This window comes from Halomonas sp. BL6 (genome assembly GCF_006228115.1).
In the GTDB taxonomy this organism is placed as follows: domain Bacteria; phylum Pseudomonadota; class Gammaproteobacteria; order Pseudomonadales; family Halomonadaceae; genus Vreelandella; species Vreelandella piezotolerans.
This window is the reverse complement of sequence record NZ_VDGL01000007.1, coordinates 145708-172202: the sequence shown is the minus strand read 5'-3', so window position 1 is coordinate 172202 and position 26495 is coordinate 145708. Positions and strand designations below refer to the sequence as shown.

General features: G+C 56.7%; 21 protein-coding genes. 11 read left to right on the top strand and 10 right to left on the bottom strand.

Features of this window, described 5'->3' with window-relative positions; translation table 11 throughout:
• Positions 1 to 22: 22 nt before the first annotated feature.
• On the bottom strand, positions 23 to 1996 hold the full coding sequence (locus tag FHJ80_RS15125; protein WP_139528154.1) for a sigma-54-dependent Fis family transcriptional regulator: 1974 nt from the start codon (positions 1994 to 1996) through the stop codon (positions 23 to 25).
• A 287-nt stretch (positions 1997 to 2283) separates the two neighbouring features.
• Between FHJ80_RS15125 and FHJ80_RS15120 the strand changes: the two genes are divergently transcribed.
• On the top strand, positions 2284 to 4098 hold the full coding sequence (locus FHJ80_RS15120; protein WP_139528153.1) for an NAD(P)/FAD-dependent oxidoreductase: 1815 nt from the start codon (positions 2284 to 2286) through the stop codon (positions 4096 to 4098).
• A gap of 31 nt (positions 4099 to 4129) precedes the next feature.
• The gene (locus FHJ80_RS15115; protein WP_275437549.1) at positions 4130 to 5206 is read left to right on the top strand and encodes a 2,3-butanediol dehydrogenase; all 1077 of its coding nucleotides are present in this window, start codon (positions 4130 to 4132) and stop codon (positions 5204 to 5206) included.
• 74 nt (positions 5207 to 5280) lie between these two features.
• Here the strand turns inward: FHJ80_RS15115 and FHJ80_RS15110 are convergent, their stop codons facing one another.
• Entirely contained in the window at positions 5281 to 6045 is a 765-nt protein-coding gene (locus FHJ80_RS15110) for an SDR family oxidoreductase (protein ID WP_139528152.1), read from the bottom strand.
• 177 nt (positions 6046 to 6222) lie between these two features.
• Between FHJ80_RS15110 and FHJ80_RS15105 the strand changes: the two genes are divergently transcribed.
• The 5 genes from FHJ80_RS15105 (at position 6223) to FHJ80_RS15085 (ending at position 14270) form a co-directional block, all read left to right on the top strand.
• Positions 6223 to 7956, top strand: a complete 1734-nt coding sequence (locus FHJ80_RS15105; protein ID WP_218013986.1) for a GAF domain-containing protein — start codon at positions 6223 to 6225, stop codon at positions 7954 to 7956.
• The gene (locus tag FHJ80_RS15100; protein WP_176558256.1) at positions 7943 to 11125 is read left to right on the top strand and encodes a response regulator; all 3183 of its coding nucleotides are present in this window, start codon (positions 7943 to 7945) and stop codon (positions 11123 to 11125) included. Before FHJ80_RS15105 ends, FHJ80_RS15100 begins: the two co-directional genes overlap by 14 nt.
• Positions 11122 to 11514: a response regulator gene (locus tag FHJ80_RS15095; RefSeq protein ID WP_139528150.1), complete on the top strand. Its 393-nt coding sequence runs from the start codon at positions 11122 to 11124 to the stop codon at positions 11512 to 11514. The genes FHJ80_RS15100 and FHJ80_RS15095 overlap by 4 nt, the downstream gene beginning before the upstream one ends.
• Positions 11501 to 13165, top strand: a complete 1665-nt coding sequence (locus FHJ80_RS15090) for a diguanylate cyclase (RefSeq protein ID WP_139528149.1) — start codon at positions 11501 to 11503, stop codon at positions 13163 to 13165. Before FHJ80_RS15095 ends, FHJ80_RS15090 begins: the two co-directional genes overlap by 14 nt.
• A gap of 496 nt (positions 13166 to 13661) precedes the next feature.
• Positions 13662 to 14270, top strand: a complete 609-nt coding sequence (locus tag FHJ80_RS15085; protein ID WP_174788518.1) for an OmpW family protein — start codon at positions 13662 to 13664, stop codon at positions 14268 to 14270.
• 69 nt (positions 14271 to 14339) lie between these two features.
• Here FHJ80_RS15085 and pepQ read toward each other — a convergent pair whose 3' ends face one another.
• From pepQ to FHJ80_RS15050, 7 genes are all read right to left on the bottom strand, one after another.
• Positions 14340 to 15638 (bottom strand): Xaa-Pro dipeptidase, encoded by a 1299-nt coding sequence (pepQ, locus tag FHJ80_RS15080; protein WP_139528147.1) that lies wholly within the window; start codon positions 15636 to 15638, stop codon positions 14340 to 14342.
• 12 nt (positions 15639 to 15650) lie between these two features.
• On the bottom strand, positions 15651 to 16562 hold the full coding sequence (locus FHJ80_RS15075) for a LysR family transcriptional regulator (RefSeq protein WP_139528146.1): 912 nt from the start codon (positions 16560 to 16562) through the stop codon (positions 15651 to 15653).
• Positions 16563 to 16611: 49 nt separating this feature from the next.
• The gene (locus tag FHJ80_RS15070; protein ID WP_139528145.1) at positions 16612 to 17673 is read right to left on the bottom strand and encodes an ABC transporter ATP-binding protein; all 1062 of its coding nucleotides are present in this window, start codon (positions 17671 to 17673) and stop codon (positions 16612 to 16614) included.
• Positions 17670 to 18686 carry an ABC transporter ATP-binding protein gene (locus FHJ80_RS15065; protein ID WP_139528144.1) on the bottom strand — a complete coding sequence of 339 codons (1017 nt, stop codon included), beginning with the start codon at positions 18684 to 18686 and terminating at the stop codon, positions 17670 to 17672. The genes FHJ80_RS15070 and FHJ80_RS15065 overlap by 4 nt, the downstream gene beginning before the upstream one ends.
• Positions 18687 to 18693: 7 nt before the next feature.
• A complete protein-coding gene (locus tag FHJ80_RS15060) occupies positions 18694 to 19638 on the bottom strand; it encodes an ABC transporter permease (protein ID WP_139528143.1) in 945 nt (314 codons plus the stop codon).
• The gene (locus FHJ80_RS15055; RefSeq protein ID WP_139528142.1) at positions 19635 to 20684 is read right to left on the bottom strand and encodes an ABC transporter permease; all 1050 of its coding nucleotides are present in this window, start codon (positions 20682 to 20684) and stop codon (positions 19635 to 19637) included. The genes FHJ80_RS15060 and FHJ80_RS15055 overlap by 4 nt, the downstream gene beginning before the upstream one ends.
• 134 nt (positions 20685 to 20818) lie before the next feature.
• A complete protein-coding gene (locus FHJ80_RS15050) occupies positions 20819 to 22390 on the bottom strand; it encodes an ABC transporter substrate-binding protein (protein ID WP_139528141.1) in 1572 nt (523 codons plus the stop codon).
• A 276-nt stretch (positions 22391 to 22666) separates the two neighbouring features.
• On the opposite strand from FHJ80_RS15050, the gene FHJ80_RS15045 reads away from it, so the two are divergent.
• On the top strand, positions 22667 to 23179 hold the full coding sequence (locus FHJ80_RS15045) for a hypothetical protein (protein WP_255303972.1): 513 nt from the start codon (positions 22667 to 22669) through the stop codon (positions 23177 to 23179).
• A gap of 6 nt (positions 23180 to 23185) precedes the next feature.
• Here the strand turns inward: FHJ80_RS15045 and FHJ80_RS15040 are convergent, their stop codons facing one another.
• Positions 23186 to 23578, bottom strand: coding sequence for a glutaredoxin (locus FHJ80_RS15040; protein ID WP_139528140.1), 393 nt, complete (start codon positions 23576 to 23578; stop codon positions 23186 to 23188).
• 239 nt (positions 23579 to 23817) lie between these two features.
• Between FHJ80_RS15040 and mpl the strand changes: the two genes are divergently transcribed.
• The 3 genes from mpl to FHJ80_RS15025 are packed head-to-tail and all read left to right on the top strand — an operon-like array spanning position 23818 to position 26488.
• Entirely contained in the window at positions 23818 to 25203 is a 1386-nt protein-coding gene (gene mpl, locus FHJ80_RS15035; RefSeq protein ID WP_139528139.1) for a UDP-N-acetylmuramate:L-alanyl-gamma-D-glutamyl-meso-diaminopimelate ligase, read from the top strand.
• Positions 25200 to 25868 carry a flavin prenyltransferase UbiX gene (locus tag FHJ80_RS15030; protein WP_139528138.1) on the top strand — a complete coding sequence of 223 codons (669 nt, stop codon included), beginning with the start codon at positions 25200 to 25202 and terminating at the stop codon, positions 25866 to 25868. The genes mpl and FHJ80_RS15030 overlap by 4 nt, the downstream gene beginning before the upstream one ends.
• A complete protein-coding gene (locus tag FHJ80_RS15025; RefSeq protein ID WP_174788519.1) occupies positions 25865 to 26488 on the top strand; it encodes a LysE family translocator in 624 nt (207 codons plus the stop codon). The genes FHJ80_RS15030 and FHJ80_RS15025 overlap by 4 nt, the downstream gene beginning before the upstream one ends.
• Positions 26489 to 26495: the final 7 nt, after the last annotated feature.

Sequence of the window (26495 nt, the reverse complement as noted above, 5' to 3'; positions counted from 1 at the left end):
CCAGGCCAAGCGCCGTCCGCTGTCAGGCCTTGTTCGGCGGCACGATGCCCTGGCGCTGCATTTGCCGATATACCGTTGGCCGTGAAACCCCCAGCTCGCGGGCCACGGCGCTAATGTTCCATTGGTGTTGCTGCAGCTGAATGAGGAGTTGGCTATCGGCGGCCTCGTTTTCAGGCGCGGTGATGGCTGGCGATTGGGTAATGCGCTGGCTGAGGCACTGTTCGGGCAGGTCGTGTACGGTGATTTCGTTGCTCTCGGCGGTGGCCAGGGCAAACGCTAGGGCGTTTTTCAACTGGCGTATATTGCCTGGCCAGGCGTAGGCGAGCAGGGCGCTGATAGCATCGGCCCGCAGCCGTGGCGCTGAGCTTGCGCCGCGCTCTTTGACCACATCGCTGAAAACTTGGCGAATCACATAGAGCTTGTCGGCGCGTTCACGCAGCGGTGGTAGGCGTAGTTGGGCGCCGTTCAAGCGGTAGTAGAGATCTTCCCGAAACTCCCCCCGCGCGATCATGGTATCGATATGGCGGTGGGTGGCGGTAATCACTCGGATGTCGATTTTTTCCGGTTTATTGGCGCCTAGTGGCATGACCTCACGCTCGGCAAGTACGCGCAGCAGGCGGGTTTGTAGCGCCAGTGGCATATCGCCGATCTCGTCTAGAAACAGCGTGCCGCCATGGGCCTGAGGGATCAGCCCGCGCATACCTTTTGCACGCCCGCCGGTAAACGCGCCGGGCTCGTAGCCGAATAGCTCGCTCTCGATCAGCGCTTCGGGAATCGCCGCACAGTTCACCGCGATGAACGGGCCTTTGGCGCGGTTGCCGCTATCGTGCAGTGCGCGGGCAACCACCTCTTTGCCGGTGCCGGTTTCGCCGCTGATCAACACGTTGACACTGGCCTCGTTGCGCAGCCGTTCAGCCAATTTTTGTAGCTTACGTATCGCGGGGTCGTCGGCGCCCAGTCGTTCTAGCGGCGTCGGCAGGGACGATGCGGGCTGGTCGCGGGATACGATCCGCGGCCTACGCGGCTCTAGCAGGCTAATAAAGTAGATGGCATTGCTGGCGCGGGCGCGAAATGCCCGCAACTGGTCGTTGGTCGCGCTATTGATGCTGAGCACATCGGCAATCTCGCACTCGAAGAGCTCGCTAAGCATGGGGGCGTGTTGGGCAGACCACGGCGGCCAACGGCGTTGGTGTTCCTCCATCAGTTCACGGCCTACGGCGTTGGCGGCAATCACTTGGCCGTTCTCTTCTATCGCGATCAGCCCCCGCCCATTCACGTGCACGAACTCTCGCGAGGTATCCAGGCGAACCATCAAGCAGTCGCGGTAGCGCTGCAGGAAGTAGGCGTCTTCAATCATGCGGGCGTAGAGCGTCACCAGCGAGAGGCTAAAGTTCTGGCTCTCATGCTGGGCAGGCGACTGCAGCGCGGAGATATCCAGCACGGCCATGACGTTGCCTTGCGGGTCGGCGATGGGGGCGGCGGTGCAGGTCAGCGAAATATGCGTGGCGTCGAAGTGCTCCTGACGGTGGCAAATGATCGCTTGGCGGTCGTGTAGGCAAGTGCCGACCGCGCAGGTGCCCGCAAAGCGCTCGTCCCAATCCGCCCCTAAATAGAGGCCCGCTTTGCGCAGCTGCTGGTCTTGATGGGGGTTGCCGCGAAACTCCACGGTAATGCCGCGGTGGTCGGTAAGCAGCAGCACGTAGCCGAGCTGGGCGATTTGCCCGTATAGCTGCTCGACCCCGGCGCGGGCAACGTGCAGCAGCTCATCGACGGATTCCCGGTGTTCGATCAAGGTTTGCTGGGGCACCACCCGGGCAGGGCGTGGTTTCGTAGGGTCGAGCCGGTATTCGTTCAGACAGCGCAGCCAAGAGCGGCGGATGGTGGCCTGCGCCGGTAGCTGCGGTGCGTCCACGCCTTCACCGAGCTGGAAGATGTGCTCGATATGCTGGCGCTGCACGGAGGCCAAGCGTGTCGGTGGTAGTGATGGCGTCGGCATGGCGAATCCATACAGAATTATTGTTGTACCTCCAGACTATGCGCTTTGTCGTGGGTGTCAACGAGGCTGTGTTGCGCCGTTAGTCGTGCGTTACACCTGTAACGTTAGCCGTACACGAGGTGTGACAAGTGTTCAGGCGGTGCGTTATTGGATAGCAATGCGAAAATGTCTTTTGTTTAAATTTTTCAATTGCTTATTGATTATTTTGCACATTTGGCACGGCGGATGCTTAGGGTTGAGTGTCTTATCGACAGTTCAACAATAACAACGACCTTGGAGTACCCGCGATGACTCACACAGAGGTAAGAACCCCATCCCACGCCACCAGCACCGTCAACGCATGGCTACAGGAGTTTGATGAGGCGCTGCAGGCAGGCGATAGTCAGCGCGTGCTGACGCTATTCAACGACGAGTGCTACTGGCGCGATTTTCTGGCGTTTACCTGGAATCTAAAAACGTGCGAAGGCAAGGAGGAAATCCAGGCCATGCTCGATGCCACGCTGGCCCGCACGCGGCCTTCTCAGTGGCAGCTCGATGGGGAGGCCAGCGAAAACGGCGATACCATCGAGGCGTGGTTCACGTTCAAAACGGCCATTGCCAGCGGCAAAGGCTACCTGCGTTTGAAGAACGGCAAGTGTTGGACACTGCTCACTACCATGCAGGCGTTGAACGACTTCCCCGAACCGCGCAATCACCATCGCCCTAAAGGTGCCGAACATGGTGCCAACAAACAGCGTGAAACTTGGCTGGAAGCCCGTGAACGTGAGGAAGCCGAGCTTGGTTACACGCGCCAGCCCTACTGCGTGATCATTGGTGGTGGCCAGGGCGGTATTGGCTTGGGGGCGCGGCTGAAACAGATGGGCGTGCCCACGATCATCATCGAGCGCAACGAGCGCGCGGGGGACTCTTGGCGCAAGCGCTATAAATCTCTCTGCTTGCACGATCCGGTATGGTACGACCACCTGCCTTACATCCCCTTCCCAGAAAACTGGCCGGTGTTTGCCCCGAAAGACAAAGTGGGCGATTGGCTGGAAATGTACACGAAAGTGATGGAGCTCAATTATTGGAGTTCCACTGAGTGTCAGAATGCACGCTTCGATGACGCCGCAGGTGAGTGGATCGTGAACGTGAAGCGCAATGGCGAAGAGATCACGCTACGTCCGAAACAGCTGGTGATGGCTACCGGGATGTCGGGGATGCCCAACGTGCCCAAGTTTGCAGGCGCGGAGAGCTTCGAGGGCGAGCAGCAGCACTCCAGCCAGCACCCAGGGCCGGATGCCTACGCCGGTAAAAAATGCGTGATCGTGGGCTCGAATAATTCGGCTCACGATATTGCTGCCGCGCTCTGGGAGCATGATGCCGATGTCACCATGCTTCAGCGCTCCTCGACCCATATCGTCAAGTCGGACTCATTGATGGAAGAAGTGCTGGGGCCGCTTTACTCGGAGGAGGCCGTCGCGGGCGGGTTGACCCACGAAAAAGCAGACCTACTGTTTGCCTCGATTCCTTACAAGGTGTTGCCCGATTTTCAACGTCCGGCGTTCGATGCCATCAAACGGCGGGATGCTGAATTTTACCAAAAGCTCGAAGACGCGGGCTTCATGCTCGACTTCGGTGACGATGAGTCTGGCCTGTTTTTGAAGTACCTGCGTCGTGGCTCGGGCTATTACATCGATGTGGGGGCCTGCGATCTGGTCGCCAATGGCGATATCAAGCTGCGCAGCGGTGTGGGTATCGAGCGGATCAATCCGCGCTCGATTACGCTCACCGACGGCAGCGAATTGGACGCTGATCTGATCGTCTACGCCACCGGCTATGGCTCGATGAATGGGTGGGCGGCTCGACTGATTTCTCAAGAGGTAGCGGACAAGGTGGGCAAATGTTGGGGATTAGGCTCTGACACCACCAAAGACCCCGGCCCGTGGGAAGGGGAGCTGCGCAATATGTGGAAGCCCACCCAACAAGAGGCGCTGTGGTTCCACGGTGGCAACCTGCACCAGTCCCGGCACTACTCTCACTATTTGGCGCTGCAGTTGAAGGCGCGTATGGAAGGACTAGATACCCCCGTCTATGGGCTGCAGCCGGTTCACCATGTGTCTTAAAAGCCATGTGTCTTAACAGAAAGGGCAACCTATGAGCCAGTCAACGGATCAATCACAGATGCAGGCCGCGGTGTGGTATGCGGCTAAAGATTTGCGTGTCGAACAGGTGCCGGTGCCGACCATCGATGACCCCCATGCGGTGAAAGTGAAAGTCGCCGCCTGCGGTATTTGCGGCAGCGATTTACACGAATACGCCGCCGGGCCGATTTTTATTCCGGTAGGCAAACCGCATCCGATCAGCGGCGAGCAGGCACCGATCATCATGGGCCATGAGTTTGCCGGCGAAGTGGTCGAGGTTGGTGAGAAAGTGACTCGGGTGAAGGTAGGCGACCGTGTGGCCATTGAGCCGATCCTCTCGCCTAATAAAGATGGCGCTTATCAGATGGAGCGCTACAACCTGACGCCGCTACTCGGCTTTCACGGCCTTTCCGGCGGTGGCGGCGGATTCTCTGAGTTCACCGTGATGGGTGAGCATATGGTGCACAAACTGCCGGATGACCTTAGCTTCGAGCAGGGGGCGCTGGTCGAGCCTGCGGCGGTCGCGCTGCATGCAGTACGCCAGAGCAGCCTCAAAGCCGGGGATAGTGCCGTGGTGTTTGGTGCTGGGCCGATTGGCTTGATGACCATCGAAGCGCTCAAAGCCGCCGGGGCTGCACAGATTTATGCGGTCGAAGTCGCGCCTTCGCGTAAAGCCAAAGCCGAAGCGCTGGGCGCCATCGTCATCGACCCGCAGCAAGACGACGCGGTGGAAAAGCTGCAAGCATTGAGTAGTGGCGGGGTGGACGTGGCGTTCGAAGTGACCGGCATTCCCGCCGTGCTCAATCAAGCGCTGCACAGCACCCATGAGGGCGGTGAAGTGGTGGTGGTGAGTATTTGGGAGTCAGAGGCCAGCTTTCAGCCTAATGACTTGGTGATCAAAGAGCGCACCATGAAGGGCATCATTGCCTATCGCCATGTGTACCCAGCGGTGATGGCGCTGATGCAACGGGGCTACTTCCGCGCCGAGGATATGGTCACTCAACGCATTCCGCTGGCGGATATCGTGGAGGAGGGCTTCGAGGCGCTGTTGAACGATAAGGCGCAAGTCAAAATCATCGTCACGCCATAAACCAACGTGGAGTTGCCATGTAAAGGCCATCCTTCGATGGCCTTTTTTGATGCGGTAACGTCGCGCGCAGGCCGCTATTCGGCATAGATCATTTTGCGTGTCATGCCGCCGTCGACGACGAAATTCTGGCCGGTAATAAAACCAGACTCTTTAGAGAGCAGAAAGTGAGTGAGTGAAGCGATGTCTTCGGGGGTGCCCACGCGGCCGGCCGGGTGTTGTTCGCGATCGATATCCCGGTGCTCCACAAATTGCTGCCGGCTGGGCTTTTGCCAGTCGCTCACTTCGATCCAGCCGGGGCTGATAGCGTTGACGCGAATATCAGGCCCCAGGCTGACCGCCAGCGCATGCGTCAAGGCGACGATGCCGCCTTTGCTGGCGGCGTAGGCTTCAGTGTCCGGCTCGGATTGGATGGCGCGTGACGAGGCCATCAACACCATGCTGCCGCCGTGAGGACGTAAGTAGGCAGCACCATGTTTGGCACACAAAAAGGCACCGGTGAGATTGGTGTTCAAGTAGGCCTGCCATGTCTCTAGCGAAAGCTGCTCCACCGGGCCATGAAAAGGGTCGGCAATGCCGGCGTTATGTACGATACCGTTCAGGCGGCCAAAGTGGGTGACGCTTTTTTCGAGGCTAGCCATCACCTGGGCTTCATCGCTGACATCCGCTGTGAGAGTCAGCAGTTGCGACGGATGAGGCAGCCTTTGCGCAGCGGCGTCGAGGGCTTCGCCATCAATATCGGTAATGACGACACGGTGTCCCTCGGCCAAGAGGGTATGGGCAATGCCCAGACCGATGCCTTGGGCGCCACCGGTAACGTAGTAGGTGCAGGGTGAGGTCATGAGTGCGTTTCCAAAGTGAATGAGTCGTAATCGGCTGCGAGTAGTGCAAATGTAAAATATCGATACAGCCAGCGACAGCACCCACATTAAGGCATACATTGACAGTAACTAAACGATCTTAGCGGCGCTATGCCCGATGGATAATATTGGCGGTTAGACACCTTTGAGGTTTCTGTCATGGTGGAGAGTGAACGAGCGCGGCTGCTGGCGTTACATAGTTTAGCCATTTTGGATACTCCGCCAGAGGAGCGCTTCGATCGGATCACCCGATTGGCTACTTCCATTTTTGACGTGGACATTGCGTTAGTGTCATTGGTCGATGAGGAGCGCCAGTGGTTCAAGTCACGCCAGGGCATTTCGCTGACGCAGACCTGCAGAAAGGAGTCTTTTTGCGCGCACGCCATTCAAGGAGAGAGCATCTTCGAGATAGAAGATGCCAGCCAAGATTCCCGCTTTGCTGACAACGTGCTGGTCACCGCCCATCGCGGCATTCGCTTCTATGCAGGCGTGCCGCTGACCACTGCCAACGGCTTTCGAGTAGGCACCTTGTGTATCATCCACCCCGAGCCGCGCCGTTTGAGCCCTTCCCAGCGTCAGGTGTTGACCGACTTGGCGGCGTGCGTAGAAGATGAAATCAATCGAATTGGGCTGGAAAATGAGCTTACCAGGGTCAACGACGTTAAACGACAGTTGGCTGACGATGAATCTCGCCAGCGTTCACTGGTGGACGCATTGGCCGCACTTAACGATATCAGCACCTCTAATCATTTAGGTATCGATCGGCAATTTCAGGAAGCGTTGGCGTTGGGCTGTCGCTATCTCAATCTTCAAATTGGCATCATTAGCCGTATCCATAGAGGGGTATTCGAAGTCGTCGCCGTCACGGCGCCGAAGGATGTCACGCTGGCGGCCGGCCAGTGCTTGCCCTTGGCCAATACCTACTGTGACATGACGCTAAAAACCAGCGGTCTATTAGCCGTTCACGATACGACCGAGAGCGATCTTAGGCATCACCCGTGTTACGACACCTTCGGCCTCAAAGCGTATATGGGATCGTCGATTCAACTGGGTGATCAGCTCTTTGGAACGGTGAGCTTCTCTTCCGCCGATCCTCGCCAGCATCGTTTTGCTGAAACCGACACACTCTTCATCAAGCTATTGAGCCGTTGGATTGGCTCGGCGTTAGATCGGCAGCGAGTCGATGCACTGAAGAGCGAGTTCGTTTCCACGGTGAGCCATGAACTTCGCACCCCACTCACGGCCATGACCGGCGGGTTGAAGCTAGTGCTGGGCGGTGCCACTGGAGAGCTACCCGAGAGCACCCACAAGATGCTCTCCATGGCATTGAAAAACGGCGAGCGGCTGTCGCTATTGATCAATGATCTTTTGGATATCGAAAAACTCTTGGCGGGGCAGATCAATATTATTTGCCAGCCAAGAGAACTAGGAGAACTGCTCAAGGCTGCGCTACTTGAAAACCAGCCTTATGCCGACCAGTATGGCGTTGCTTTACGGTTGGAAACGCTATCGAAAGACCGTTTTATTAACGTCGATGTATTGCGCTTTCAGCAGGTCATGGCCAACTTACTCTCTAATGCTGCAAAGTTCTCTCGGCTTAACAGTGACGTCGTTATATATTGTGACGAGTTTGATAAAGAGATACGCATCAACGTAAAGGATAGCGGGTGCGGAATACCTGAGGCGTTTAGGGGACGGATTTTCCAAAAATTTTCGCAAGCAGATGCGAGTGATCGACGCGTTAAAGGAGGAACGGGTTTGGGACTGTCAATCAGTAAGGCGATGACCGAACAAATGGGGGGCACTATCGGTTTTCAATCCACAGAGGGAGAAGGCAGTACGTTTTACATAACTTTCCCGTATGCGGAGGTGCCTACGCGTGTTCGGCACTGAACGAATCGGACGCTTCAATGGGGCTCCTTGGTATCTAGGTATTCTGTTTGCGTGTCTGCTCGTCGCTGGCGTGGCGGGTAATATGCTACAGCTTTCGGTACTGTTTAACGTTTATTTCGTATTTGGCTCGGTGGCTGTCATGCTGGCCATTGCTTGGCTGGGGACATGGCCAGCGGTACTGATTGGGGTCGCCTCAGGCGTTTATACTTACGCCTTTTGGGAAAATCCCGTCACCGTCATGGTGTTCATCCTAGAGGCGCTCGTGGTCTCTTGGCTTTACCACCATAAAGTCAAAAACTTGATCATTGCTGCACTGATCTTTTGGACGGCGATCGCCGCCCCGATCGACTTTCTATTATTGCCTTTGTGGTTAGGATGGAGCCAAGAGCTAACGCTGCTGGTGTATTTAAAACAAGCCATCAACGGTGTTTTCAACGCGGTCATCGCTAGCGCGATCATTATTATTTGTGGGCTATCTCAACGGTCTTGGCTGCCGACGGCAGGGGCTTTATTAAGGCTCAAACATCTGCTGTTTTGTGCCCTATTGTCGGTCACATTGATGACGGGTATTCCGCTGATTCTGTACGAAGGCCATGCCATGCGTCAGGGGCAAGAAAACTTTGTCAACCAAACGCTCAATGCCATGGGCAACGAGCTGGTGGGGCGTTTGTCGGAACCCGGAGCCGATCAGCGTTTCGTTTACCATATTGGTCGAGTAAGGGCAGATAGCAACGTCAATATTGGACTACTCGATGCAGAGGGTGAGCTGCTGGCACAGGTAGGTCATCTCAACTCACTAACGCTGGCATCTGGAGATGAACTCATCGATCTAGACGAGCGCATGCGTATGTGGCTTCCAGGCAATTTGGATAACCCGGCCGTTCGCTTTTCTCAGGGGTTTTATACACTACAGTTACCTGCCCGCGGCGTAGGAGGTGTCGATCACGTATTGTTAGAGACGCCGGCACTGCCTACCGTGCGTGCCATGGAAGCTTATCGGACCGTTTTGTTTGCCATGTTAGCGGCAGTATTGATCTTTGGCATCGTGGCGGCTGAACTCTTGAGCCGTATGATTACTCAGCCGCTAACCCGTCTCGGCAAAAAAGGGCGGACGCTGAGCGATTCGATTGCCAAAGGCAAAACGCCCAAACTTCCCGACAGTCGCATCGTCGAGTTCCAGCAGCTTTCTAATTTATTGGGTGCGATGAGCGCGGAGCTCAGCGATGCGTTCAAACGCCTTCGCCATACGCAGAGCAATTTAGAGCGCGAGGTCGATCAACGCACCAGAGCACTCGCCAGTAGCAATGATTTGCTGAGCTCGGTGCTCGATGCTGCCGTGGATTTTGCCATTATCGCCATGGATACCCAGGGAGTGATCAAGCTGTTCAACAAAGGTGCTGAAGACCTTTTGGGATATCAGGCGAGCGAGGTCATCGGAGTGCAAACTCCCATGCTGTTTCACGATGCCGATGAAGTCGAACAGCGGCTCCTCGAACTGAGCCAGAGTGCAGGCCATACCTTGATGCCCTTGGAGGTGTTTACCCACCGGGCTGCCCTGGAAAAGCGCGATGTCAACGAGTGGACCTATCTGACCCGCGCGGGCGATCGTGTGCCCATCAAGCTGGTGGTGACCGCTATTAAAGATCAGCAAGGCACGATTACCGGTTACTTGGGCATCGCCGAAGATATTTCTGAATCGAAGCGCGTCGAGCAAATGAAAAACGAGTTTGTCTCGACCGTGAGTCATGAGCTGCGTACGCCGCTTACGTCCATTTCGGGAGCGCTGGGTATGGTCGCTGCCGGGGCGCTTGGCAGCGTGCCGGATACCGTCATGCGTATGGTCAACATCGCGCATAAAAATAGTCAGCGGCTCACCCACTTGATCAACGACCTGCTGGATATCGAAAAAATAGCCGCCGGTAAACTGGCGTTCGATATGCAGTGGCAGCCGCTGCAGCGTTTACTGGAAAGTGCCATCGAAGAGAATCGCCACTATCGCCATGAGCGGCAGGTGACGTTGACGCTGGATAATCCTCATCCGGATACACAGGTGCGTGTCGACGGTCAGCGGCTTCGTCAGGTCATGGCGAACCTGCTCTCCAATGCCGTGAAGTTTTCGCCGGAGGGTGGGGAAGTCCAAATCAGTGTCGATAAGCAAGACCATAGGATGATGGTGACCGTCAAAGACGATGGGCCGGGAATTCCTGACCACTTCAAAGGCCATATTTTTAGTAAGTTCGCACAAGTCGATGCCTCCGACTCGCGGGCGAAAGGGGGAACAGGGTTGGGTTTGGCGATTACGCGCGAGCTAATCGAGCACATGGAAGGTGAGATGGGCTTCGATTCAGAAGAGGGCAAGGGCAGCTGTTTCTGGTTCTCCCTGCCTCTTCATCCCTCGGATACTCTTAGTGATTCGCGGGGCGCTGACGCGGGCCGAGTGCTGGTGATCGAGGATGATCCTTCCGTCGTGCGTGTTCTTTTTGAAACATTGGCTCAAGCCGGTTTCGAAGTGGACTCTGCCTTGGACGGTGCCATGGCGCTAGAGAAACTGGCCAACCAACACTATGACGCCATCACCGTCGATATTGGACTACCCGACATGAGCGGTTTCGATGTGATTCATGCGCTGCGACAGCAGCGGGCGTCGAAGCATACCCCCGTCATGGTGGTGACGGGGAGCATGGAGCGAGGCGGTGTCGCTCTGGAAGGTCACTTAGAGGACATCGCTTGGTTGGCAAAACCCATTCAGACTGAACACCTGCTAGCACTACTCAGCGAGCAGATGCAGACTCATCAAGAGCGCCTGAGGCTGCTGCATATCGAGGATGACCCCGACCTCCATGCGGTCATACGCGCCATGCTGGATGAGCATGCAGAGTGTGATCACGCGGTGAGCGTGGCCATGGCACGTCGCCACTTAGCCTATCGACGCTACGATGCCATTATTTTGGATATTGGTCTGCCTGACGGAGAAGGTTGGGATTTACTAGAGCAGATTCGTGAAGAGCAGCCCCACGCGCGAATCATTATCCTATCTGGGCAGTCCATCAGTGAAGCAGATCAACATCGTGTCGAGACGGTGTTCTTGAAATCGCGCATTAGTCCGACAGAGTTGCTCGAGGCAATTCAACAACGAACCCAACTGGTCCAGATGGTGGATAACGAATGAGCAGCTTAGAGCGTATTTTGTATGTAGAAGATGATCCCGATATCCAAACGGTAGCGACACTTGCTCTCGAAGTCGTCGGTGGTTTTAACGTCAAAGTCTGTGCTTCAGGGGAGCAGGCATTGGAAGAAGCCGAAGCGTTCGCCCCAGACATGATTCTACTCGATGTCATGATGCCTGGTATGGATGGGCCATCGACTCTAGCGGCGTTGCGTCAACGCTCGAGTCTCGAGAAAGTGCCCATCGCGTTCATGACCGCCAAAGTACAACCCCACGAGGTGGATCAACTCATCGCACTCGGTGCCGAAAGCGTGATTGCCAAACCGTTCGATCCCATGACCCTGGCTAATCAAGTTCGCACTCTTTGGGAGCAGGCGTGTGGCAAATCATGATCAACAGTCGCTAGAGCACAAACTGGCACTGCTCAAACAAACCTATCAGCATAATCTGCAAGCCGAATTGGCATCGTTGTGCAGTGTGCTCACGCGTTTGCAGCAAACGTTACGTGCTCAGCTAATGGTCACCACCGAAGCCCCGTCCAGTGGCGACCCACAAGCCCCTCGGGATACGTTGACCGATGTTTACCATCGACTACACAAACTGGCAGGGTCGGCAGGGACGTTTGGTTTCGATACGATCGGCAGCCAAGCACGGCTGTTGGAAAATGGCCTTAAGCGCTGGCTGGAGGAGAGCGATCAAGCCATCGATCTTCAGCTCGTCAACGTGGTGAGTAGCCAATTACAGTCGATGCAAATCGAGCTCGTGCCTAGTTTGCAGCAGGCGCCTAGCGTTGATGGGCCTCAAGAAATCAACGGCACATCCGCTAAGATTTGGCTGATCGAAGAAGATGACGAGCTCGGTAAGCATATCCGTGAACAGTTGATGAACTTCAGTTATGACGTCCGCCTTTTCGACTCTGTGCCAGAGGCGTGCCAAGCGATCGCCAATCAGTCTCCCGATATTTTGATCGTAGACGCCATGGCAGGCGTGGGACACCTTGCACCGTTGCAAGCGCTCTCTTGCCCCCTGCTTTTCATCAGCGACTGTGACTCCTTCGATGCACGTATGCGAGCGGCACAGTTAAATGCGCATGGCTATTTTTTGAAGCCACTGAACATACCGCAATTGGTGAACCGTCTGGAGCAGCTTCTTCAAGAGCGTCAATCGCCACCCGCTCGTATTCTCGTCGTGGACGACGACCAACAGCTGGCGGCTTATTACCAGCTCGTGCTAGAAGCCGCGGGGATGGAAGTGCGCATCCTCGACAATCCCCGCCATATCATCGATCAACTCGCCTCGTTTAGACCCGAACTCTTGCTGATGGATGTGCACATGCCGGATTACGATGGCCCTGATTTAGCGTCAGTGGTTCGGCAGTATGACGAGTGGAGTAGTCTGCCCATCGTCTTCTTGTCGGCAGAGATGGACTTAGGTAAGCAGGTAGATGCGCTCAGCCACGGAGCCGATGACTTCCTCACCAAGCCCATTCTCGCTGCGCAGCTGGTAGCCTCGATTCGTGTGCGCGTGGCCCGCTCACGCACACTGTCGGCGCTGCTCAATAAAGACAGTCTGACCGGGCTGCTCAAGCATGCCAGCATTAAAAGTGCCGCGATCAACGAGATATGTCGTGGCTTCCGACAACACTATTCGGTGGTGGTCGCCATGGTGGACATCGACCATTTCAAATCGGTGAATGATACCTATGGCCATGCCACAGGGGACGTCGTGATTGCGTCGGTGGCGACGCTGCTGCGTCAGCGCCTACGCCAAACCGATATGATTGGCCGGTATGGGGGCGAGGAGTTTTTAGTGGTGCTGCCACACTGCAGCGCAGAGGACGGTCGGAAGCGCTTGGAAGACATTCGCCAATACTTTTCTCGCCTGCGCTTTAACCAAGGGGAGCAGGAGTTTGCGTGCACGCTCTCGGCGGGTATGGTCTGTAGCACCGACGTATCAGAGGACAACAGAGACCGACTCTTGGTCTTAGCAGATGAGGCACTTTATCGAGCCAAGCGCGGCGGCCGCAATCAAGTAAGCCAGTAAGGCTAGTTGCTGGTGGCGGTTGAGTGATTCGTTATGAAGCAATGCAGCGAAAAATGCGCGCCGCTGGTGCGCTTTTTCATGTAGTAAAGAGATAACTAACGCTTTCTTTACTCATTTATTTAGTAAGATTATGTTTTTTAATAGAAATTATTTTTTTGGCACGCAGCTCGCTATATAAAAGGTAACCCGCAAATGAATAGAGTCATTAAGGTCGCGATGCAACCGGCACTCAATGCTCTCCCTTCTTTGCAACGTTGCCGCGGCGCTGCCCGGCAATACACCGAGTGAGCTGGCGTGCTCCACCTGGGTCCCCTTCGGGGGACTTTTTTTATGCTCGTTTGTCAAGCTCGATAGTTAACAAAAGCTATCAGAGCCAGAAAACCTATAATAAAATTTCACATGAAATTTGGAAACGGTGTTCTTATACTATATATTGTATAGGTTAGCTGGCGTTGACCAGCATCAATCCCAAGCAAGATGCAAGAGGATGACCCTGATGAGCAAAATGAAATTGATCACCGCCGCTATTGTGTCTGCCAGTGCCGTCATGGCGAGCCAAGCCGTTATGGCCTACGAAGCAGGCGATGTGTTTGTTCGCGGCGGTGTTGCCCAAACGGATACGGGCTCAGGTAACGGCAATGTTGGCGGTGCGGACCTCAACGTACAAAGCGCACGTGGGTTCACTTATGGTGCGGGCTACCTGTTCAGCGACAAATTTGGCGTCGAACTCAACAGCTCTGAAAAATTCGAACATGACCTGAACACGACGCCGGGCGGCAGCGCAGGTAGCGTCGACCGTCTGCCGGTGAACCTGCTGGTCAACTACTACCCGATGGGTGGTTTGGACTCGAAAGTTCAGCCTTACGTAGGTCTTGGTTTGAACTACACGAGTTTTTCCAGCGAGCCATCTGGCTTGAGCATCGACGAGAGCTACGGCGCCATCGGCCAAGCGGGTGTGGATTTGGCAGTGACGGATAACGTCATGCTGAACGGCTATGTTAGCTACGCGGACGTAAGCGCCGACATCAATGCGGCTGGCGCCACCGTTGGCGAAGTCGATATCGAGCCAGTGACGATCGGCGGCGGTATTACTTACCGTTTCTAAACCAATCCGATACATATACGCCCGGCTTACACGCGTAAGCCGGGCGTTTTTTGTTGGGCGAGGGAGTGGCTATAACGTCAAGTTCTCAGATCCGCCTTCTGTCACTAGGATATTATCCTCGATGCGTATGCCTCCGCACACGGCGAGCCGGTCGACCAGCGTCCAGTCGATGGGGTGGGGCTTTTTACGCAGCGGTGCCAGCAACATGGGAATGAAATAGAGGCCTGGCTCGATGGTGATGACCATACCGGCTTGCAGCGTACGGGTGAGACGCAGGGCTGGATGGGTGTCAGGTGCTGGCGATGGGCTCCCGTCTGGCTGCCTCAATCCGGCCACATCGTGTACCTGAATCCCTAATGAGTGGCCCAGTCCATGCGGGCAAAAGGCGCGGGTAACACCGGTTTCCACGGCGCTCTCTGCGCTGCCCTGATACAGTCCGTGCGAGATCAATATGTCGGCTAGGCCTCGGTGCATCTGCTCATGTAGCGTTAGAAACTCGATGCCAGGAACGATGTGGGTGATGAGTTCATCTTTCAGACCGTGCATGGCGCTGATTAACTCGCCAAATTCGCTGGGTGCATCCGGGCCTGCATAGGTACGGGTAATGTCCGCACAGTAGCCGCGAAAACGACGGCCCGCATCGACTAGCAGGCTATAACGTCGTTTGGGGGCTGACAGGTCATAGCGCTGATAGTGTAAGACCCCGGCATGCTCATTTAGACCGATAATGTTTTGATAGGGAACGTCCGACTCTCGCTGTCGGCTGGCCCCTAAATAGGCGAGCTGCACATCCAGTTCGGCCGACGCACCGATAAAAGCAGCATTAGCCGCTTGATGGCCCGCGATTGCTAGTCGATTGGCTTCGCGCAGGCAAGCCACTTCGTAGGCGGACTTGACCATGCGCAACTCATCGAGTTCGCGTACCAAGCCTTCGGGATGAAGTGTGGCGACATTGGCGAGGGGTGTCGTGCTCGCGAGCTCCTTCAGATCGCCGATCACGGCAGCGTGTCCTGTGAGCGGCGGGGTGATTTTATCGCTACATAAATGTACGTCGAACTCCGCCACCCAGGGTTCTTCAGGCAGCTGAGTCGGTAAGTGCCAAAAATCGGCAGGCGCGTACAGATAAAGCTGGGGGCGCTGATGGGGCTGAATCACCAGCCAGCTGTGCTGAACATCAGCCATCCCCACCCAATGAATGAAATGGCCGTAGGACTGAAAGCTGGTGGCATGGTCATCAGCGAAGTGGTTGTTCGCATGGCCGCTGTATATCGCCAAACTATCCAGGTTATGCGCCGCCATGCGCGCTTGATAAGCATGATTCAGTGCTTGGATGTGGTCGCGCTGCAGTTGATAGAGGGTTGCTGACATATAAACGTCCTTTCAAAGTCGGGGCGGTGAGAGCTGGCCCCACAAACTATCGAGTTCGGCATGGTGCTGGCTTTGGTGACGATACAACCGCAGCTCCATGGGTACGTCCCAGCGGCTGTCGCCCGCCCTGACCAAGGTGCCGTCAGCCAGCTCTGCGGCCACATTTCGCTCGGGTAGCCAACTCATGCCATACCCCAGCAGCACCAGTTCTTTGATACCCGCTGCATAGAGGTTTTCGCTCTGTGCCGTTAAGTACGTGCTTTGCGGCAATCGTGCCAAATGTGCTTTGACCGCCGAGCCGAGTAGCCCACGTTTGGGGTAGGCCAGCCAGGGCACTGGCTGCTGGCGAGCGCCAGGTAGTAGGGCACACGCCGCCCCGTCGTTTTTACGCCCGGTCACGGGAATTAGCCGTTCATGCCCAATGACTCGATAGGCGCAGGCGCTAGTGTCGATATCCAGATCGCAGCGTCCAACGGGCCAATAGCAAATCGCTAGATCGCACTCTGCCCGAGCCAGCGCCTGAAAGTAGTCGCTGGCCACCCAGCCCGTCGCGCGAAGGTAGGGCTGAATGCGCTCCTGCCAGCCGCTGCTGGCTAACCATTCCGGTAGAAAATGCGCCAGCAGACTTTGCGGTGCGGCTACCATGATTCGCCGCTGCTGGCCGGCGCTAATTTCACGAACGCGGTCGCGCGTCAAACGCACCCGGTCGGTGACCTGTTCGCAGAGCGTCAAGAACTCTTCACCCGCAGGCGTCAACGACAGCGGTAACGTTTGTCGGTTGATCAACGTGACGCCCATTTCCTCTTCGAGCAGTTTGATCCGCCTTGAAAAGGTAGGCTGCGTGACGTGTTGTTCATCGGCGGCGCGGGAGAAGTGTCGCGTTCTGGCCAGGGCAATGAAGTCTTCTAGCCAGCGAATTTCCATGCCTTACCTCGCAAAACGACCAAGCGTATGGCGCTTGAAGGGGCCGCGCTCATAGGCGGCCTTCCTCAACAGCGTGACACGCTACGCGGGTGCCGTCATCCTGGGTTATCAAAGCAGGTATTTCTTGCTTACAGCGGGCGTTAGCATGGGGACAACGACCATGGAAAACGCAGCCGCTGGGTAAGTTGACCGGTGTCGGCACTTCACCCGACAGGCGAATATGCTGAGGGCGGTCGTCCTCCAAGCGGGGAATGGCCGACAGCAATGCCTGGGTATAGGGGTGGCGAGGCTTGGCAAACAGCGTGGCGGTCGTGGCGACTTCACATACGGTGCCCAGATACATCACGGCCACCCGTGTCCCAAAGTGCTCGACCACCGCCAGATCGTGGGTAATGAACAGATAGGTCAGGTTGCGATCCCGCTGGGCATCCATCAGCAGGTTGAGCACCTGTGCTTGGATAGAGACGTCTAGCGCTGAAATGGGCTCATCGGCGACGATGAATTCGGGATCGACGGCCAGCGCACGGGCAATGGCAATTCGCTGACGCTGACCGCCAGAAAACTCGTGGCCAAAGCGCTTGCCCCAATCGGGGTCGATACCCACCGAACGCATCACCTCCTCGACTTTATCGAGGATCTGCTGGCGGTTCCAGTCGGGATGGTGCAGCCGCAGTGGCTCTTCCAGCGTCTGCTGAATGGTCATGCGTGGGTTCAGCGACGCGTAAGGGTTCTGGAAGATCATCTGCATGCGCTTGCGGTAGGGCAGGAGCTGCTTCGAGCTGAGATCGTCGATGCGCTGGCCGTCGTAGCGAATTTCACCCTCTGACGGAGAAATCAGCCCCATGACCGTGCGCGCCACGGTGGACTTACCGCAGCCAGATTCACCCACCACGCAGAGCGCTTCGCCGCGCTTGATGTCCAGATTGACGCCGTTAATGGCGTGGACATACTCCTGATGGCGAATCAGCTTGCCGCCTTTGAAGCGTAGCTGCTCCAGAAAATCACCGGAGAGTGAGAAACGCTTTTTAAGACCGCGAATTTGCAGTAGCGAGTCGTTGCTCGCTTCGTTTTGAGTCGGCATGGTCGCGATCGTTTCCGCCTGGGCATTCATAGGCTCTCCTCCTTCAAGCGGCGATCTTCCAACATTTCCGCCACCATGTGGCAGGCCACGCGACAGTTGCCAGACTCGACGAAATCGGGGACTTGCTGGGTGCAGGCCGGCCGGGGGAGCCCGTCGGCTCGGTTGATAAAGTCACAGCGGGGATGGAACGCACAGCCGCTGGGCAAATTAGAGAGTGACGGCATACTGCCACGAATCTGGTTGAGTTTTTCACCCGGCGTCGCCATTTGCGGCAGCGCATTGATCAAGCCTTGGGTGTAAGGATGTTGCGGGTCGTTGATGATTTCCCGCGTAGGGCCCTGCTCGATGACGCGGCCAGCGTACATCACCAGCATACGCTGGGTCACTTGGCTTACCACGCCCAGATCGTGAGTGATCAAAATCAAGCCCACGTTGTGCTGTTCGCATAGCTCCAGCAGCAGCGCCATGATTTCGGCTTGAATCGTCACGTCCAGTGCCGTGGTGGGTTCGTCGGCAATGATGATGTCAGGGTCGAGTAGCAGGGCAATGGCGATGATGATGCGCTGGCGCATCCCGCCGGAAAGCTCGTGGGGGTACTGATCCAAGCGCTTTTCGGGAGAGGGGATCTGCACCTGGCGTAGTTTGTCCAGGGCGATGGCCCGGGCTTCTTTGGTGGAGATGCGGCGGTGGGCCTTCAAGCACTCCACCATCTGTTCGCCGATGGAGAGCACTGGATTCAATGTCATCATCGGGTCTTGGAAGATCATCGAAATGCGGTTGCCGCGCACTTTGCGCAGGCCTCGCTCCGACATGCTGTTGAGCTCTTTGCCTTCGAACGTGATGCTTCCGCCCGCAATGAAACCGGGTTTGGCGATCAAATTCAGCAACGAGAAGGCGGCGACGGATTTACCCGCGCCAGATTCGCCGACGATACCCAGGCGCTCGCCGCGCTCGAGAGTGAAGTTGACGTCGCGCAGGGCGCGTACTTCGCCCTGGCGCAGGGCAAAGCGGACGTCGAGTTGAGAGACTTCAAGAAGTGCCATGGTGTCCTCAGCCTTTGTAGAGTCGTGGGTTCATGACATCGCGCAGCCAGTCGCCCAGAAGATTGATCGACAGCACCAGCACGACCAGCACCGCACCGGGGATCAGCGTGATCCACCAAGAGCCTGACTGAATGTAGTCAAAGCCTGCTTTGATCAGCGACCCAAGTGAAGGGTGAGTTTCCGGCATACCCAGCCCTAAAAACGACAGCGCTGCTTCAGAAATGATGGCGTTAGCAATTTGCACCGTCGAAATGACGAAGATCGGTGACAGCGTATTGGGCAGCACGTGACGGAACATGATGCGCTTGCTGCGCAGGCCCATGACGCGGGCGGCGTCGACGTACTCTTTGTTTTTCTCGGCGAGTACCGAGGCGCGCACCGTGCGCGCGTACTGGGGCCACTCGGCCAAGCCGATGATCAGAATCAGCATCAGCACGGCGTACTGGCTGTAGAAAGCGCTGCCCAAGGTGGCTTTCACCACGGCCCCCACGACGATGGCTACCATCAGTGTCGAGAACGAGAGCTGGATATCCGCCAGACGCATCAGGAAGGCGTCGACGCGGCCGCCCAAATAGCCTGCCATCAGCCCGAAGGTCACCCCCAACAGCGCTTGCAGCGCCACGGCGCCAAAGCCGATCAGCAGCGATACCCGCGTGCCGTAAAGGATGATCGAAAGCAGGTCCCGGCCCTGAGCATCGGTGCCCAGGGTGTACATCGGGTCGGCGCCATCGATCCAGAAGGGAGGTAGCTCGGAGGCAAGAATGTCTATCTGTGCCAAGTCATAAGGGTCGGTAGGTGCCAGTAACGGTGCCGAAAACGCCGTCACGACCAAGCAAATGAACACGGCAAGGCAGAGCTGTGCCGTGCGGTCGCGCTTGAAGCTGTACCACAAAAAGGAGTCGCGCAGGCGCTCCCAGCGGCTTGGTGCGGGGGTAGAAGTGGACGTTGTCATGCGGGCTTACCAGTCAGTTTTACGGTGGGGTTCACGAAGCCGTAGATCAGGTCCACGATGGTGTTCGTAACCACGAAAATGACGCCGACAATCATCAGGTAGGTCACGATGAGCGGAATGTCGGCACGGTTGATGGCGTCGAGGAACATCAGCCCCATGCCCGGCCATTGGAAAACGGTTTCGGTCAAAATGGTGTAGGCCACCATGGTGCCGATTTGCACGCCGCCCACGGTAATCACCGGCAGCATGGTGTTTTTCAGCGCATGGACGAAATAGACCCGGCGCATGGAAATGCCTTTGGCGCGGGCGTACTTGACGTACTCGGACTGCAGCACTTCCATCATTTCAGCGCGGATCAAACGAATGAACAGCGGCAGCATGATCGAGGCCAGCGAGACAGCGGGTAGTACCAGGTGCTGTAAGCCGTTCCAGGTTGCCAGGTTGGTATCCCAGTGACCCACCACGTGCACCAAGTCATAGCCACGGCCAAACGACGGCATATTGCCTTCGGTAGAAAGCAAGCCATTTAGCCAAGCCCCCCAAGCCGTGCTCTCCGGGAAGAGCGAGACGGTAATACCAATCGAGAAAATTTGAATCAACACGATGGCGGTCAAAAAGACCGGGATCGAAATACCGATAATCGACGCGCCCATAAAGAATCGAGAAACGGGCGAGCGCGGTTTGATCGCGCTATAGACGCCAATGGGCACGGACAGTAGCACGATGATCAGCGTGGCGGCAAAGACCAGCTCTAGGGTGGCGGGCAAGTGCCTAGCGATCACTTCCAACGCCGGTTCGCGGTAAAAATAGGAGTCGCCAAAGTCACCTTGAACGGCATTTTTGGCAAAGCGCACGTACTGAACCAGGAAGGGGTCGTTGAGCCCCAACCGTTCACGAATGGCTTCGCGCTCACTTTCGGGAACCGACTGTCCGACCATCTGCTGTACAGGGTCACCCAGGTTATCCTGGATGGCGAAGGCCAGTACACTGATGACAAACATCACCAATATTGCGTGCATCAGCCGCTTGATTAAAAAAGCAATCATGGCGTACGCCACCTATGTAGGTTAATCAGAGACGCGCCGCATCAGGGCCGGGGCGGCCCAACGAAAACGCTTCGCCCTCCAGCATGACTGGAGAGCGAAGCATCCTTGCGCGGGTGTTCGGTTCAGCGTGGGGCTTAGCGTTCGATCACTAAGTCACCCAGGTAGGGGAAGTCCAGTGCGCTAACGACCGGCTCAACGTCGACGCCTTCCGCTGCCGCGTAGGCCAAGTTTTGCCAGTGCAGCATGACGAAACCAACGTCTTCATACAGCATGGCTTCGGCTTCACGCAGCATATCGTTGCGTTTCTCGAGATCGGTTTCGCCGTCGGCTTCCGTCACCAGCGCGTCGATCTCTTCATTGCAGTAGCCGCCGTAGTTGTACTGGCCAGCACCGCTCTCTTCATCGATACAGAACGAGAGATACTGGAAGAAGTTAGCAGTATCTTCGGTATCGGCGTGCCAACCGATCATGGCGATGTCGGACTGGCGGGTGTCGTACTCGGGCCAGTACTGGGCCAGCGGCATGGTACGCAGGTTCACCGTAATGTTGATACGTGCCAACATGTTGGCCACCGCCTGAGCGATTTGCGCATCGTTCACGTAGCGGTTGTTGGGCGCGATCATATCGACGCTGAAACCCTCTTCGTAGCCCGCTTCGGCCATCAACGCTTGGGCGCGTTCTAGATCGTAGCGCGGAACGAGATCCGGATTGTGGCCCGAGTAACCTTCAGGAGAGAACTGGCCAGCCGGTGTGGCGAAGCCGCGCATCAGGCGGTCGGCGATACCTTCCTGATTGATGGCGAGGTCGACGGCTTGGCGAACGCGAGCATCCTGAAAGGCCTCGACTCGCTCTTCGTTGAGCTGGAAGCCAATGATACGGGTGCCGGGCACTTCGACCAATTCGACACCGTCGGCTTCACGCACACGATCCAAGTCGTTGGGCGGAACGGCATCGATGAAGTCCACGCCACCGGAGAGGAGGGCCGCTACGCGGGAGGCGTTTTCAGCGATCGGCGTCAAAATGATTTCAGAAACGTTGCCTTCGCTTTCGGTATCCCAGTAATCCTCAAAACGTTTGAAGTCGACGCGGACACCCTGGCGGCGGTCGGTGACGATGAACGGGCCGGTGCCTGATACGTTACGTGAAGCGAAGGAGTTCCCCGCTTTGACGATCTCGCCTTTGTCGTTACCCTCTTCGGTTTCGCCCGTGTAGAACTCGCTATCCATCGGGAAAATGTAGGTAGCAAGGTTCAACAGCAGCGGATAGGGCTCAGACGTGGTGATTTCGACGGTGTAGTCGTCGATGGCTTCTGCGCTAGCCACCGGATCAAATATGGCGCGGTAGTCCGGGCTCTCTTTCAGACGCTCAATGGTCCATACGACGTCTTTCGCTGTGAAAGGGTTACCGGAATGGAAAGTAACGCCTTCGCGCAGGGTCATGCGCATGGTGGTGTCGTCTACCTGCTCCCATTCGGTGGCCAGGCGCGGCTCGAATTGGAAGTCTTTGGTCCAGCGTACCAGCGGGTCGAAAGCGAGGTGCGAAAAACGCAATACGCCTCCGGAGAGCTGCTCGTGCAGGTCCAAGGTTTCAGGGTCGGCAGAGTAACCAATACGTAGGGTTTCTGCGCTTGCCGTCATCGGCAACATGGCGGTTGCTGCTACGGTTGCACCAATCACAGAGGCCAGTAGTGTCTTCTTGAGCGTCATCTTTGTTCCCATGTATGTTGTTTATTGTTCGCTTTGCTGGACATATCGCAGACGCATCAATGACCAGCAAAACAGACACGGTCAGCTCGTAAGCTATGCTGACAACATAGAGAGAGGTCATAGCGTCATACAATCGAAATAATGACTGGCCTCATTCATCTGATAAATGATGAGGCTAACGACGCACGTTGTAGACCAGGGTGTTAGACAAAAGTCGATGCGTGCCAGTGCTTTGGCTGGCTAGCCTCGAACAGACCACAGAAGGTGTCGTAGGCGATGTTCAAACAAGGGGTTGGCTGGCTACTCGCCAGTGCATTAACGGGCGGTGCGCTGTTAGCAGGCGCTGACGAGTCGGCGAATATAGTCGGGACATTGGACGGTGACGAGCGTGCTTGGTTCGTATTACGACAAAGTGACGATTCCAATGCGACGTTCATGGATGTCGGCGACCAGCGACAAGTCGAGGTCACCGGTTTCGTCGACCCGCTGGAGTGGGATGCCCAAGAGGCGCTGGTGCTGAGTTTCGTATTGGAGGGAGATGAACTCGTCTCGGCCAAGGTCATGCAGCTCATTGGACCCACGGCCATACCCCCCCTTTACACCTCGGAAGGAGGCGATATTGATGTGTCGTTGAACCACGTGGAGCAGCAAGGGCGCGAGTTACACCTGCAAGGCGAGATTCACGGCGTTTTAGCGCTTCAACACGACGCTGAGACACCCCCCAGCATATCGGAGGGCATCGATATTCGCGTTAACTTCGAGCTGGCCGCACAAAGAGTAGAGTTCTAAAAGTCGTTAGTGACTCGCAAAGCGCTGATGCAGCCAGCGGTTGATCTCATCCGATTCATAGAGCCACGTTGCCTGGCCGTCATCATGCTCAATTTTCAGGCAGGGGACTTTGACTTTGCCGCCGCCTTCCAGCAGCGCCTGTTTGTGGTCGGGGTCCAGTTGGGCATCCCGCAGCTCGATGTTGAGCCCTAGGCGCGCCATCTCTTTACGCACTTTGATACAAAATGGGCACGTTCGAAACTGATAGAGCGCGAGTTTCTGGCATTCGGCATCGACGCGTGCTTGCTCTTCTGGAGAGCGCTCCACGGCGGAAGGGGTCGATAGCTTCTCTGAGATCAGCATGACCGGCGCCAGCAAGATGCGAACACCTCTAAAAAAGTAGCGAATCAATACACGCATGATGGACTCCTGTTCTGCCCTTTGGGTCACGGTGCAGGGCTGTCAATGTAAATGGCGAACAATAGGTGGGCGCATCCTGCAATAAATCGTCTCCATTGTCACTTTCTCGGCCGTCTGCCCCCTCTCTTCTTGCGAACAAGGTGAGCATCATCGCGTGGCGTGCTAATCTCAGCGCTCGCTGATTGGTAGGTTCGGTAAGTTCAATCGTTTGAAATGGTTAGGAAGGGAGCGCTTGGCCCATGCGTCTGCACATTATCGGTATCTGTGGCACCTTTATGGGGAGCCTTGCACTACTCGCGCGGGAATTGGGCCATGAGGTGAGCGGCTCCGATGCCAATGTGTATCCACCGATGAGCACGCAGCTCCCGGAGGCGGGCATCACCCTGATGGAAGGCTATCGTGAGGAGAATCTGTCGGGTGCCATCGACTTGGTGGTGGTGGGTAATGCGCTTTCGCGAGGGAACCCCGAGGTCGAGGCGCTGCTCGATAGTGGCCTGCGCTACACCTCCGGTGCGCAGTGGTTGGCCGAGTATGTGCTCCCGGGGCGACAAGTGCTTGCCGTGGCGGGTACCCACGGCAAGACAACCACCGCCAGCCTGCTGGCGTGGCTGCTGGAGAGCGCCGGTTTGTCTCCTGGCTTTTTGATTGGTGGCGTGCCGCGCAACTTTGGTGTTTCCGCTCGTTTGGGCGCCTTTGATGCTCCCTTCGTGGTGGAGGCCGACGAATACGATACGGCCTTTTTCGACAAGCGCTCCAAATTCGTGCACTACCGCCCGCATATCGCAGTGATGAACAATCTCGAGTTCGATCACGCCGACATTTTTCCAGACTTAGCCGCCATCGAGCGACAGTTTCATCATTTAGTCCGCATCGTACCTCGCAAAGGGCAGTTGCTGGTCGCCGATCAACAGCCTGCGTTGGAACGGGTGCTCTCGATGGGCACTTGGTCGCCGGTGTCCCGTTTTGGCACCGACGCCAGCAGCCAATGGCAGCTTCGCTTGGAGCGTCCCGATGCCAGCCGTTTCCAGGTGCTGCATGTCAGCGACCAGGGCGAGGAGGATGGTGTCGTCGAGTGGACGCTCACTGGTGAATACAACGCGCGTAACGCCTTGGCGGCGCTGGCCGCTGCGCGCCTGTGCGGGGTGCAGTTAGCGCGCGCCTGTGCCGCGTTGGCACGTTTTCAAACACCCCGTCGCCGCCAGGAGCTCCGAGGAGAGATCAACGGTATTCAGGTCATCGATGATTTTGCTCACCATCCCACGGCGATTGCTGCCACGCTGGAGGGCTTGCGCGCCGCCACGACCAAGGGCCGCCTACTGGCGGTGATCGAGCCGCGTTCCAACACCATGCGCTTAGGCGCGCTGCGTGAGCGATTGATTGATAGCGTTGCCGAGGCAGATGCGGTGTTTTGGTTTCAGCCCAGCAACGTGGCTTGGTCAATGGAGTCGCTCGTCGAGGCCCAGGGGGAGCGCGCCGCACTGTTTGACAATATCGAGGCGCTGGTGGAGGCCGTGGTCACACAAGCGTCACCGCTAGATCGTATCGTGGTGATGTCCAACGGTGGCTTTGAAGGGGTACATGAGCGTTTATTGAACGCATTGACCAAGAAGGAGCTAGAACAGTGACGACGACGTTCAAGCCACCGGTCACCGTTGCCCTTACCGGGGCGTCAGGTGCTCAGTACGGTCTGAGATTGATCGATGTGTTGGTGAAGGCTGGGCACGAAGTATGGGTCATGATTTCCAAAGCAGCCCATATGGTGATCGCCACGGAAACCGATGTGTCCCTTCCGGCTCAGCCGCAGCGTTTGGTCGAGGCGCTGACTGAACGCAGCGGTGCGCAGCCTGGGCAGATCCGTTGTTTCGGTCGCGAGGATTGGATGGCACCGGTGGCATCTGGGTCGGGCGCACCGTCGGCCATGGTCGTTTGCCCCTGCTCAACGGGCACTTTGTCGGCAGTGGCCACCGGCGCGAGTAACAACTTGATAGAGCGGGCGGCGGACGTCGCCATCAAAGAGCGTCGCACGCTGGTCATGGTGCCGCGCGAAAGCCCTTTTTCGCCGATTCACTTAGAGCACATGCTGGCGCTGAGTCGCCTGGGGGTAGTAATTCTGCCCGCCGCACCGGGGTTCTATCATCGTCCCCAGCACCTGGAAGATTTGATCGACTTCATCGTGGCGCGCATTCTCAATCAGTTGGGGATCGCGCATACGCTGATGCCGCGCTGGGGCGAAGAGCAACACGCCGCGGCCACCTCTCGCGATGCGCAAAACAAGGAAGGTTCGTCATGATGTCATGGGCGACGCTCTCGGTCTTCGTACCGACGTTTCTCTTCGTCTCGTTAACACCAGGCATGTGCATGACACTGGCCATGGTGTTGGGCATGACGCAAGGCGTCAAGCGCACTCTGTGGATGATGATCGGGGAGCTTATCGGCGTCGGTTTCGTAGCGGCGGCGGCGGGGGCGGGCGTCGCTGCGTTGATGCTGCGCCAGCCCGAACTATTCATCGCCTTCAAGTGGGTGGGCGGTGCCTATTTGGCTTATTTGGGCATCATGATGTGGCGCTCACGTGGGCGGATGGCCATTCCTAGCGAGCTGGATACGGGGCCCGCGGCGGGGCGTCTTCAGTTAGCGACTCAGGGGCTGGTCACCGCGGTGGCCAATCCCAAGGGGTGGGCATTTTTCATGGTGCTGTTGCCCCCCTTTTTGGACGGCAGCAGGCCTTTGGCTCCGCAGTTGAGCCTGTTGATCGCGGTAATTCTGACCATCGAATTTGCCAGCATGCTGGTGTATGCCACTGGTGGGAAAACGCTACGTAAGGTGCTAGGCAAAAGTGGTAATGTCAGGCTATTAAACCGTATTGCGGGTACGTTGATGATCGGTGTAGGTCTTTGGCTAGCGCTTGGTTGAGCGTAAC